Origin of the sequence: Phenylobacterium sp., from assembly GCF_044372605.1 — a bacterium.
Classification (GTDB): Bacteria; Pseudomonadota; Alphaproteobacteria; order Caulobacterales; family Caulobacteraceae; genus Phenylobacterium.
This window is the reverse complement of record NZ_JBILRO010000095.1, coordinates 1-11,207: the sequence shown is the minus strand read 5'-3', so window position 1 is coordinate 11,207 and position 11,207 is coordinate 1. Positions and strand designations below refer to the sequence as shown.

Genomic DNA, 11,207 nt, shown 5'->3' with positions numbered 1-11,207 from the left:
TCCGAAGCAACCCAGGCGGCCGCCTTGATTGTGACCAGGACAGCAGCCGTCGCGACAGACATCAGCGTCACCCGCCGGGTGAGGGCCAGGGTCGCGTCGGAGGTCATGCCGTGGGTGGCGCTCATGACCTCCTAACTAGCGCCAATGAGAAAGGTCGCCAGCGCAAACGACTCGCAGGATCTACGCCGCCTTCTTTGGCATCGGGCCCACATAGATACTGGCGGGTCGGATCAACCGTCCTCCGGCGAGTTGCTCGCGAGCGTGGGCAAGCCAGCCAGCGACGCGACCCATGGCGAAGACGCATGTGAAGGCTGAGGGCGGGAAATCCAGGGCCTCCAGCAGCAGCGCCGTGTAGAACTCGACATTGGTTTGCAGGGATCGCTCGGGCTTGTGCTCGCGCAGGATGGCCAGCGCTGCAGCCTCCACGGCTTCGGCGAACTCGAGCCGTCCTTGACGGGCGTCCAGCCAGCGCACAGCGCTCTTCAGGGCATCGGCGCGTGGGTCGCGAACCTTGTAGATTCGATGTCCGAAACCCATCAGCCGGTCGCCGCGCGCCAGAGCGCTCTCGATCCAGGCCCTGGCGTTGGCCGGTTCACCGATCTCGTCCAGCATCTCGATGATCGGACCGGGCGCGCCGCCGTGGAGAGGCCCCTTCAGGGCGCTGACTCCAGCCAATACGGCTGATCCCAGGCCCGCCCGTGTCGACGCCACAACACGCGCTGCAAAGGTCGAGGCATTGAGGCCGTGGTCAGCGACCGTGACCAGATAGGTATCCAGCGCGTCGGCCTCGGCCTTGCTGCCGGGCTTGCCACGCAACATCCGCAGGATGTCGGCGGAATGCCCGAGCGTTGGGTCGGGCGCCACCGGCGCCTCGCCTGACTGGGCGCGCACCACAGCGGCTGTGAACACCGCCGGCGCCGCCAGCAGCCGGAACGCGACCGCGAGATCATCGCCGTCCGCCAGCTGGGCGGTGAGCGCACGCATCGCCTCGATGGGCGTGCGGTCCAGTAGACCGGTGTCCAGCGCTGACACCTCGGCGAATACTTCGGCGCGGGCTCTGCCCAGGGCCGCCGGGACATCGGCGGGAAGATCCGGGTAGAAGCCCTCGAACAATAGGGCCACCACATCCTCGTAATGGGCGTGCCCCGCCAGTTCGTCCAGCGACCGACCCCGAATGATCAGAACGCCGGCGGCGCCGTCTACCTCGGACAGGACGGTCTCGGCGGCGACAACGCCTTCCAATCCATCTGACATGACAATCTCCTTCTCTCTTGTGAGCGCAGGAAAACGCCGCCAGTATAGTGCCGTCAATCTTGATCAATGTGATCAATATAAATGTCTGCCGCTGACTGGATCTCCGCCGAGGAAGCCCGCGACCGCCTGGGGGTGCGCGCCCAGACCCTCTACGCCTATGTCAGCCGTGGCCGTGTGCAGGTGCGACCCGATCCGGGTGACAGCCGCCGCAGCCTCTATCGCGCCGCCGACATCGCCGCGCTGACCGAACGCAAGTCCCGCAGCCGCAAGGTCTCGGAAGTGGCGACCGGGGCCATAAACTGGGGCGAGCCGGTCCTGTCGTCCGCCATCACCACCGTCAGCGGCGGCCGGCTTTTCTATCGCGGCCGCGACGCCATTCGCCTGGCCGAGACAGAGACCCTCGAGTCGGTTGGTCGATTGCTGCGCGGCGGCCATGGCGTGGCGCTGAAGCGCACCGAGCGGCCCACTCCCCCGTCGGGGTCTGATATGCGAGCCCGCGCATTTGCTGCCCTGGCCGATCGCGCGTCGGCAGATCCCCCGGCTCGTGGTCGCGCGCCGCTGGCTTTGGCCGTGGAGGCAGCCACCCTGCTGGACGTCCTGACTGACGCCATTGCCGGCGAGGTCGGCGGCGGCGCCATCCATAACCGGCTGGCTTTCGCGTGGGGACTTGGTCCCGGCAGTCCCGGCGCCGACCTGATCCGGCGCATCTTGGTTCTGGTGGCGGACCACGAACTGAACGCCTCGGCGTTTGCCGCGCGGGTTTCGGCATCTACCGGCGCGTCGCTGGCAGCTTCCGCCCTGGCGGGGCTCGCGACGCTGTCCGGACCCCGTCACGGTGGAGCCACGGCCGCGGTTCAGAAGTTTGCTGCGGAGGCGGCACAACTCGGTCCGCGAGAGGCCATCGCCGGGCGCTTGACCGATGACCGCGCCCTGCCGGGGTTTGGTCACAACCTCTATCCGGAAGCAGACCCGCGCGCCGCCGCCCTACTGGCGCGTTTTTCCCCAACGCCGGAGTTGGCGGGACTACAGGACGCTGTCTGGTCTGTGACCGGACTGGCGCCCAACGTCGACTTTGCCTTGATCGCCGCCTGCGAGGCGCTGAAACTTCCCAGGGATGCGCCGTTCGCCCTGTTCGCCGTCGCCCGCTGCGCCGGCTGGATCGCGCATGCCATCGAGCAGGGTCAGGCCGACACTTTGATCCGTCCTAGGGCGCGGTACATCGGGCCGGAGCCAGAGGGAACCTGAACGCCGAAGCCCCAAAATCAACAGAATGTTCACGCTGATCCGCGACCTCTGGGTGCCGCCGTTTGAGGCAGGAGTATCGCTGTGCCGGACTGGGTCTACGCTGTAATTCTGGCGGTCATCGAAGGCCTGACCGAGTTCATCCCGGTTTCGTCCACTGGCATGATGCTGCTGGCCAAGAAGGCCATGGGTCTGCCGGACGGGTTCTGGGACACCTTTGCGGTGATGATCCAGCTGGGCGCGATTCTGGCCGTGGTCGCGCTCTACTTCACCAAACTCTGGAAACAAGTAGTGAGCCTGCCGACCGACCCCCAGGCGCGTCAGTTCGCGCTGACAGTGATCGTGGCCTTCGCGCCCTCGGTTGTCCTGGGGCTCATCTTCCACGACTTCATCAAGGCCGTGCTGTTCGCCAGCGCGGAGGTCCAGTGCATCTCGCTGATCCTTGGCGGCATCGTGCTGCTGTTCGTTGACCGCATCGCGCCAAAGCCGGTCGTGGATGACCCCTTCAAGCTACCCTGGCAAAAGGCGCTGGTGATCGGCCTGTTCCAGGTGCTGGCGATGGTGCCTGGGGTCTCGCGGTCCGGCGCCACCATTGTCGGCGGCATGCTGTTCGGAGTGGAGAAACGCGCGGCGGCGGAGTTCACCTTCTTTCTGGCCATCCCGACCATGCTGGGCGCCTTCATCCTCGACGCTTGGGAAAGCCGTGCCCAGCTGACGGACGAGACAATGCCGCTGATCGCCATCGGATTCGTGGTGGCCTTTGTCGTCGCTATCGTGGTCATCCGGGCCATGCTGGCGATCCTGACCAGCCGGGGTCTGGCACCTTTCGGCTGGTTCCGGATCGTGGTTGGCGTCGTCGGGCTGGGGCTACTGACCTGGGCCTAGAGCACGACAGCTTGAAGTGGATACCGGTTCAAGCGCCCGTCGTGCTCTAAAGATTTGATAGCGAGCCTGTTTATCCGGTTCAGATGATTCCATCTGAACCGGACAGGCTCTAGCTCCTCGTCTCAGCCCTGCGGATGCACCGCCATCACCCGGTCTTCCTGATCGGCGTACTGCCCGCCCTTGCGGTAGCGGTAGAGGTAGGTGGGCAGAATGGCTTCCAGGGTCGACGGGGTGATCCCAAGTTCGGCGAGACCGGGATAGACGCCACTGACCACGTTGTCGGTCTTCAGCAGCTCGACCTGATCGGAGGTCACCGGCGGCGGCAACACAGCCGCTGTGAGATCGCCCACCTTGCCCAGCAGGCCCGCCACCGAAAACGGAATAGGTGCCAGCAGGCGGCGCTGGTCGATCTGTACCAGCAGCATCTCCATCAATTCGCGGAAGGTGAAGACGCCGGGGCCGCCCAACTCATAGGTCTGGCCGGGATTGTCCACGTCACCGACGATGCGGGCCAGCGCCTGACCGACGTCGCCCACAAACACCGGCTGGAACCGCGTCGCGCCGCCGCCGATCAGGGGCAGAGCGGGGCTCAGCTGCGCCATGGCGGCGAAGCGGTTGAAGAACCCGTCGCCCTGACCGAACACGATGGACGGGCGCACGATGGCGGCGTCTGGATAGACCGCCCGGACCTCGATCTCGGCCTCGGCTTTGGTGCGGGCGTACTTTGCCGATGAGTTCTCATCGGCACCGAGCGCCGACATCTGAACCAGACGCTCGACGCCCATGGCGCGGCTGACCTCGGCGACATTCCGCGCGCCCATCACGTGGACTGCCTGGAAGCCCTGTCGCCCTGTCTCATAGAGAAGACCCACCAGATTGAGCGTCGCGGTGGCACCCTCAAGCGCGCGTTCCAGAGACGGCCGGTCGCGCAGGTTGGCCTGAACCACGTCGATCTGGCCGACGTCGCCCAGCAGGCGCATGCGGTAGGCGAGGTTCGGGTTGCGCACGGCGACCCGGATCCGCCACCCGGCCTTGGCCAGATATCGCACGGCTTGCGTGCCCACGAAGCCGGATCCGCCGAAGACTGTGACGAGGTTTTGCATCCTCGCGAATTAGACGATGACGCCTCATCGGGCAATGCGAATGCCGAGGGCTTTGAAAAGCCGACGTTGACCGCGTGAAGGCGGCGCCATATGTAGCCGCCTCCCGATCCGACGGACCGGGCCCAGGTGGCGGAATTGGTAGACGCGCTGGCTTCAGGTGCCAGTGGCTTAACGGCCGTGAAGGTTCGAGTCCTTTCCTGGGCACCACCCCTCAGATACTATGGAGGGTGGCGTCGGTTTCGGAGATCTTTTGCCAGGTGACGACTTTCGTTCATGAGGGTGACCTCCCCGACGGGGCCCTGGCCGGTGCGACACTGGTCGCCATCGATTCGGAGACCATGGGGCTGCGCCTCGGGCGGGATCCGCTGTGCGTGGTGCAATTATCGGACGGCGCGGGCGATGCGCATCTGGTGAAACTGGACCGGTCGACCTACGACGCGCCCAATCTCAAGAGGTTACTGGCAAATCCGGCGGTCACCAAAATTTTTCACTTCGGGCGTTTTGATATCGCCATGTTCTGGCTGCATCTGGGGGTGGTGACCGCGCCCGTCTACTGCACCAAGATCGCCTCGAAGCTGGCCCGCACCTACACCGACCGTCATGGCCTGAAGGACGTGACCAAGGAGCTGATGGGCGTGGATCTGTCGAAGGCCCAGCAGAGCTCCGACTGGGGGGCGGCGAAGCTGTCGCCGGACCAGATCGCCTACGCCGCCTCGGACGTGGCGCATCTGCACGCCCTGCGGGTTCGCCTGGACGAGATGCTGGTCCGGGAGGGCCGCGACCATCTGGCGCGCGCCTGTTTCGAGTTCCTGCCGCACCGCGCCGTGCTTGATGTCGCCGGATGGGAAGATGTCGACATCTTCGCTCACAGCTGAGGGCGCGAGATGACGACCACCGATCCTGCAATGGCTGACGCGCTCCCGCCCCAGCACCGTCGCGCGGACTTCGAGCGCTGGCGGCGGCGTTCGCGCCTGATCCGCACGCTGAGGATCGCCCTGCCGGCGGTGATCGTGCTGATCTTCATGGGGCTGGCCGGCAGCGTGGCCTGGTCGACCTTCAATTCCGCGCCCAAGACCGCCGTCGGCGCCGGCGACGAGCCGATCCGCCTGCTGACGCCCAGGTTTGTGGGCCGCGACACCAAGGGCCGCGCCTTTGTGCTGACCGCTGAATCGGCCACGCGGGACCGGCTGGACTATCAGCGGGTGATCCTGAAGAAGCCGACCCTCGTGCTGGACGAGAACGGTCCGGACCTGTTGCGGATGACCGGCGTCGACGGGATCTTCCATGAGCAGGACGGCAAGCTGGAACTCACCAACGGTGTCAGCGTCGCCGACGCCAGAAACACCTTCGAGACGGCATCGTCGCTGTTTGACACCAAATCCGGCGAGGTTATCGGTTCCGGGCCCATTCAGGGCGCGGGAGGTCTTGGAGAAATCCGCGCAGAGTCCTATGGCGTTTACAGCAAGGGCGAACGCATGGTCTTCAAGGGCGGCGTGCGCACGCGCCTGGAGACGAAAAAGTGATCCGGGCGGAACATAGGACCATCATGACGTCGCTAGCCGCCAACGCCGTACTCGCTGTCGCCATTGCCCTCATGTCGGGCGCGCCGGCGCTCGCCCAGGGGCTGGGCCCCAATTCCGACGGGCCGCTGGACATCACCGCCGACGAACTGGAAGTGCAGAACAAGACCTGCATCTCGGTCTGGCGCGGCCGGGCCGAGGCGCTACAGGGCCAGTCGCGGCTGCGCGCCGACCTGCTGCGCGCGGTCTTCGAGCCGACGCCGGGCCAGGCCGGGACCAGCGGCATCGGGGCCAACGCCTGCGGCGCCCTGATCCGGCTGGAGGCCGAAGGGTCGGTCTTCTACGTGACCGGCAAGGACCAGCGGGTGCGCGGCGACGCGGGCGCCTATGACGTGGGTTCCGAGACCGTCACCCTCACCGGCGATGTCATCGCCGTTCAGGGCCAGAACGTGCTGCGCGGCAGCCGCATGGTGTTCAATACCGAGACCGGCGAAGGCCGCATGATGGGCGCCTCCACGGGCCGGAACCAGGGCGCGCGGCCACGCGGCGTCTTCTATCCCGCCAAGAAGAAGGCCGACGCCCCGTCATGAACGCGCCGCACCGGATAGACGCCAGCGACGCCATCCCCTCCGAAGGCCTGGTGGTCGACAATATCGGCAAGTCCTTCCGCGGCCGTCCCGTGGTCAAGGGCGTGAGCCTCAGGCTGTGTCGCGGTGAGGTGGCCGGCCTGCTGGGCCCCAACGGCGCGGGCAAGACCACCTGCTTCTACATGATCACCGGCCTGATCCCGGCCGACTACGGCGCGATCTATCTGGACGGCGAGAACATCACCGCCCAGCCGATGTATCAGCGCGCCCGCATGGGCGTGGGCTACCTGCCGCAGGAAACCTCGATCTTCCGCGGCATGAGCGTCTGGGAAAACGTGATGGCGGTGGTGGAGCTGCGCCAGCGCGACCACCAGAAGGCCCGGGCCACGGTCACCCAGCTGCTGGAAGAACTGCACATCGAGCGCCTGCGCGACTCGCCGGCGATCGCGCTGTCCGGCGGTGAACGCCGCCGGGTGGAAATCGCACGCGCCCTGGCCTCGGAGCCGTCGTTCATGCTGCTGGACGAACCGTTCGCCGGCATCGACCCGCTGGCCATCGCCGACATCCGCGAGGTGATCAGCTATCTCAAGACCCGCGGCATCGGCATCCTGATCACCGACCACAATGTCCGCGAGACCCTGGACATCATCGACCGCGCCTCGATCATCCACGCGGGCGAGGTGCTGTTCGAGGGCAGTCCGGACGAGATCGTCGACGATCCGGAAGTGCGCCGGGTCTATCTGGGCGACCGGTTCACCTGACCGCGGCTGCGCCGGAAGGGTTGGCCGCAGAAAACGCAGACAAGCGCAGAATTTCGCGATGTCAGCGAAATCCGAGTGCCGGGACACAAACGGCGGGGCGTGAGCGATCGGGGAACCGCGCGGGGCGGCTTGCCGGGACTACGCCGAAATTTCGCTGACAGTTGCAATAACCCAGGATGCGAGCGTTCAACGGCACTATGGATTAGGGGTTATTGCAACTGTCACCGAAATTCCCCGCTTGTTGGCCCGAACCCAACGGGGAGAAACGACCCTGAGCGGCATTTGGCGACGTCGGCTTCGGGGATTGTGTTGGGTCTAAGGCCCAGTCGTCACTTTCCAGCTAAGGCTCGATCTACGACACCTTCAACCTGCAGCCCCACCTCGTCCGCCGACCGTCCCTCCGAACGCTTCGAGCCCAGGCTTTTCGGACGTGGGACACTGCGACCGCCGCCGCGTGATCACTGGGCCGGGGAGGAGCCTCTGTGGCTCGGCGAAGTTAACCTGTCAGCTCCGGCGACCAAGCGGTCATCATATAAATGATAAATCATTATGATGCGAAATACTCATACTTCCTATTGGTTGAATCGTCTGGATGGGTCCGTTTCGGGTCCGTAAGCTCGGCTTTTTTCCTCGTGGGTAGAGACCATGAACATCACGAATTTGGCGGTGGCGACTAGGTTCGCAGCTTTCTGCGGTGACCAGGCGTTGGCCGCCCCGCTTGTAGGAGTGGCGAAGACGCGTGCGGGTCATAATGCAAAATGGTTCAGCGGTATGACTGGAGCAATCGTACGTTCGCCCAAAGCGGCAGTGGGTGTGGCATCAGCGGCGCTGTTCGTCGCTGTTATGTCCGGTCCGGTACAGGCCGCCGTCGTTCAGGGATCCGGTGGGATCATCACAAATCGACCATGTCCTGATGGACCGGCCGCCTGCGTTGTCGGTTTCAACAGGCTGCAGCCACATCAATACTTTGGCGGCTATGGCCAGGGGTTTTCAAGTTCAACCATTTCGCTGAACAACGGTGCTTCCGGCTCAGTTGCGGCCAGTTTTGGCGCGGACTACCTGCCAACGGTCAGGGTCGGGTCCGTGGCTGGCGCGGACACGCGCACGGGTGGTAGCGCAACGGCATTCCAGAGCTTTACCTATGATGGCTCCCTTGCCATCGATTTGGCCATCAGCGGCCAGTTGCATTTCTTCACTTCCGGCGATGTGGCAGGCCCGTTTGGCGCAGACGAATTCGCAGGTGACGGCTCATTGAATGTCGCGTTCGGTTTGATGAGAGTTTCGGATCTGACCAGTGTGATCAGTCCATCCAGCACCGGCCAAGACATCGTTTCCAGCGTTTCATCGAGCTTTGCAGACTGCAACTCGGGTGCGCTCGCGGCTGGCGGTTATAACTCATCTGGCCTTCAGGCTGGTGAGCACACCGTCAGTATCGGTCTTTCAAGCAGGTGCGGTGGCGGCGCGATCAGGATCAATCCGGGTGACAGCTTCGTTGATTTCGCCACGCTACAGGCCATCTCGAACCGGAGTGGCTTCCTCGACGCAACCCAGACGTTCTCCGTTCAATACGATGAGCAGAACACCTTCTTCGCGGACACACAGAATTCCGTCGGTGCGGGCTTCCTGAACAGCAATATCACCCAGGGGGCAGCTGTGCCTGAGCCCAGCACCTGGGCGATGATGATCATCGGCTTTGGTGCCGCTGGCTCCATGATCCGCCGCCGCAAGGCTGTGGTCGCATAAACCTCTGCGTCTGACTGACACGCGCCGCCGGTCGCAGGATCGGCGGCGTTTCTGTGTCTGGGTCGGTCCCGGCGCATGACCGCTTTCCCCCCATTGCGGAAGTTCACGAGGTCCGCTTTCGGGCCGGAGGCAAACGACCCCTCCTGACCCCAACCCGACCCTTGCCTGCGCACCGTCCGCCAATCCCCACCTCCCATCCTGCTTTCCCCGCCAACTTTGGGCTGACCGTGGGGTTTGCGGGGTGGTGCGCCTCGCGGGCGGCAGCCGGGCGGGGTGGTTGCGGGCGCGGCGCCCACGTCCCGGGCCTGTGCGGCGGCAGCGCCCCCTCCGTCGGCGTAGCCGACACCTCCCCCGTGGACGGGGGAGGTTGCGTGTGGGGTTGGGCGGGTTGCGGCGGTCTGCGCGTGTCCGGTTGTCCGGGCCAGGCGCCGGGCGGGCACGAAAAAGGGCCCGCGAGGGGCCCTTGTCCGGAACTTGGGGTCAGGCCCGGGGGATCAGGCGCCGAGGCTGGCGGAACCGAAGGCGGCGATCAGGCCGAGGGCCATCAGGAACGCCGGGGCGAGACGGTCGAGGGCGCGTTCGAAGCGGATGAGGGTCATGGGGCACACCTTGCGGTCTTGTCGGGGAACCCCGGGGGAGCGGGGCTGTCCGTGTGGACAACCTCTATGTAGCGCAATCTGAACACTGCATAGATCACCGATTTCACAGATCGGGTATGTGATTTTGCATAGCCCGGGCCCGGGCGATCAGGCGCCGAGACTGGCGGACCGGCCTGCTGCATCCATCAAAATCATGTTGCGCCTATATAAATCAAATGCTTTATATCCGGGGCTTGATTGGAATGCGATGTGAGGAAACAGCATGGGCGACCAGATTCCGGATAGGGCGGCAGATGACTATCGCCGCATGACGGGTCAGGAAGGACTCGACATTCTGCGCCGCGAGTGGCTGGCGATCGCGCGATCCTCGGATATCCCGCAAGCTGGCGACTATCTCAGCTTTGACATGCTGTCTGAACCGATCGCGCTCGTCCGTCAGACAGACGGCTCCGTCGCCGGACTGTCCAATGTCTGCCGGCATCGGATGGCGACGCTTCTGGACGGTTCGGGCAATACCCGCACCCTGGTCTGCCCGTATCATCGCTGGACCTACGGGCTGGACGGAAGGTTCGTCGGCGCTCCGTGCATGAAAGAGCATCGCACGCTGACAGAGACGCAGAATCTGCCGCGCTTCGATGTTGCAGAATGGCAGGGCTGGATATTCATCCGGCTTGAAGGCGAAGGCCCGTTCCCCGCCCATCGCTTTGACGCGCTTGAACCGCGTTTCGATGAGCGCGGCATCGGCTCATGGGTGACCGCGGGCTGGATCGATTATCCCTCGCCGTGGAACTGGGCCCTGATGATCGAGAACTTCTCGGAATCCTATCATCATCTGGCGGTCCACACGGAGACGCTGCAGCCCTTCTGGCCGGCCGCCGAGACATACGCGGTCGATACCGGCGAGAACTATGCCGAGCTTCGCCATCCGGTCGATCCCGAACAGGGGACGTTCACGGTCTTCACGCTGTTCCCGCTTCTCGCCTTCGCAGTCCAGGATCCGCTACCTGTTGTGGTCTGGCCACGGATCATTGTCAGGGACGAGGGGTATTTCGACCTTCGAATGTATCTCATCGTGGATCCATCGCTGGCGGCAGACGCGGCTCTGATCGATGGGCTTCGCGCGGTGATTGATCGCATCCACCGCGAGGACATTCCCCTCATGGAGCGTGTATGGCGGGGGACGCAAAGCCGGCTCGCAGGCCTTGGCCCGCTCTCCGACCTTGAGCGCCCGCTTGAACTTTTCCATGACTACATGGCGAAAAGGCTGCCGCCCGGCTAAACCCGCCGCACCATGACTGCTGGACTGGAAAAACAGGCGGCTGCGCCGCGCCGACTGAGGGCCGATGCGCTTGCGACCCGCGAGCGGCTTGTCGAAACTGCGATCATCATGTTCGCCGAGCGCGGTCTCCACGGCGTTTCCCTGAGGGAGATCGGCGAACAGGCAGGCGCCCGAAACACCGGAGCCGTTCACTATTATTTCGGCGGCCGGCGGGCGCTGATCCTGGCGGCTCTC

At 64.7% G+C, this 11,207-nt stretch carries 11 protein-coding genes and 1 tRNA gene; 10 read left to right on the top strand and 2 right to left on the bottom strand.

Features of this window, described 5'->3' with window-relative positions; translation table 11 throughout:
• Nucleotides 1–180 precede the first annotated feature (180 nt).
• Nucleotides 181–1,254, bottom strand: a complete 1,074-nt coding sequence (locus tag ACIQ42_RS09595; protein WP_397421977.1) for a citrate synthase/methylcitrate synthase — start codon at nt 1,252–1,254, stop codon at nt 181–183.
• An 81-nt stretch (nt 1,255–1,335) separates the two neighbouring features.
• On the opposite strand from ACIQ42_RS09595, the gene ACIQ42_RS09590 reads away from it, so the two are divergent.
• Both ACIQ42_RS09590 and ACIQ42_RS09585 read left to right on the top strand, forming a co-directional pair.
• Nucleotides 1,336–2,499, top strand: a complete 1,164-nt coding sequence (locus ACIQ42_RS09590) for a citrate synthase (protein WP_397421976.1) — start codon at nt 1,336–1,338, stop codon at nt 2,497–2,499.
• Nucleotides 2,500–2,580: 81 nt separating this feature from the next.
• Nucleotides 2,581–3,381 (top strand): undecaprenyl-diphosphate phosphatase, encoded by an 801-nt coding sequence (locus ACIQ42_RS09585; protein ID WP_397421975.1) that lies wholly within the window; start codon nt 2,581–2,583, stop codon nt 3,379–3,381.
• 122 nt (nt 3,382–3,503) lie between these two features.
• On the opposite strand, the gene ACIQ42_RS09580 is transcribed toward ACIQ42_RS09585, so the two are convergent.
• Nucleotides 3,504–4,484 carry a complex I NDUFA9 subunit family protein gene (locus tag ACIQ42_RS09580; RefSeq protein ID WP_397421974.1) on the bottom strand — a complete coding sequence of 327 codons (981 nt, stop codon included), beginning with the start codon at nt 4,482–4,484 and terminating at the stop codon, nt 3,504–3,506.
• Nucleotides 4,485–4,604: 120 nt separating this feature from the next.
• Here ACIQ42_RS09580 and ACIQ42_RS09575 point away from each other — a divergent pair.
• The 8 genes from ACIQ42_RS09575 to ACIQ42_RS09540 form a co-directional block, all read left to right on the top strand.
• Nucleotides 4,605–4,691 (top strand) — tRNA-Leu (locus ACIQ42_RS09575).
• Between the two features lie 50 nt (nt 4,692–4,741).
• Nucleotides 4,742–5,359: a ribonuclease D gene (locus ACIQ42_RS09570; protein ID WP_397421973.1), complete on the top strand. Its 618-nt coding sequence runs from the start codon at nt 4,742–4,744 to the stop codon at nt 5,357–5,359.
• A gap of 30 nt (nt 5,360–5,389) precedes the next feature.
• Nucleotides 5,390–6,007 (top strand): LPS export ABC transporter periplasmic protein LptC, encoded by a 618-nt coding sequence (gene lptC, locus ACIQ42_RS09565; protein ID WP_397421972.1) that lies wholly within the window; start codon nt 5,390–5,392, stop codon nt 6,005–6,007.
• 23 nt (nt 6,008–6,030) lie between these two features.
• Complete coding sequence (locus tag ACIQ42_RS09560) at nt 6,031–6,594, top strand: LptA/OstA family protein (RefSeq protein WP_397421971.1); 564 nt, start codon at nt 6,031–6,033, stop codon at nt 6,592–6,594.
• Nucleotides 6,591–7,352 carry an LPS export ABC transporter ATP-binding protein gene (gene lptB, locus ACIQ42_RS09555; RefSeq protein ID WP_397421970.1) on the top strand — a complete coding sequence of 254 codons (762 nt, stop codon included), beginning with the start codon at nt 6,591–6,593 and terminating at the stop codon, nt 7,350–7,352. The genes ACIQ42_RS09560 and lptB overlap by 4 nt, the downstream gene beginning before the upstream one ends.
• A gap of 645 nt (nt 7,353–7,997) precedes the next feature.
• Complete coding sequence (locus tag ACIQ42_RS09550) at nt 7,998–9,095, top strand: PEPxxWA-CTERM sorting domain-containing protein (protein WP_397421969.1); 1,098 nt, start codon at nt 7,998–8,000, stop codon at nt 9,093–9,095.
• A gap of 861 nt (nt 9,096–9,956) precedes the next feature.
• Entirely contained in the window at nt 9,957–10,973 is a 1,017-nt protein-coding gene (locus ACIQ42_RS09545) for an aromatic ring-hydroxylating dioxygenase subunit alpha (RefSeq protein ID WP_397421968.1), read from the top strand.
• Nucleotides 10,974–10,985: 12 nt separating this feature from the next.
• Nucleotides 10,986–11,207: TetR family transcriptional regulator (locus tag ACIQ42_RS09540; RefSeq protein ID WP_397421967.1), on the top strand; the 222-nt coding region annotated here is incomplete at its 3' end.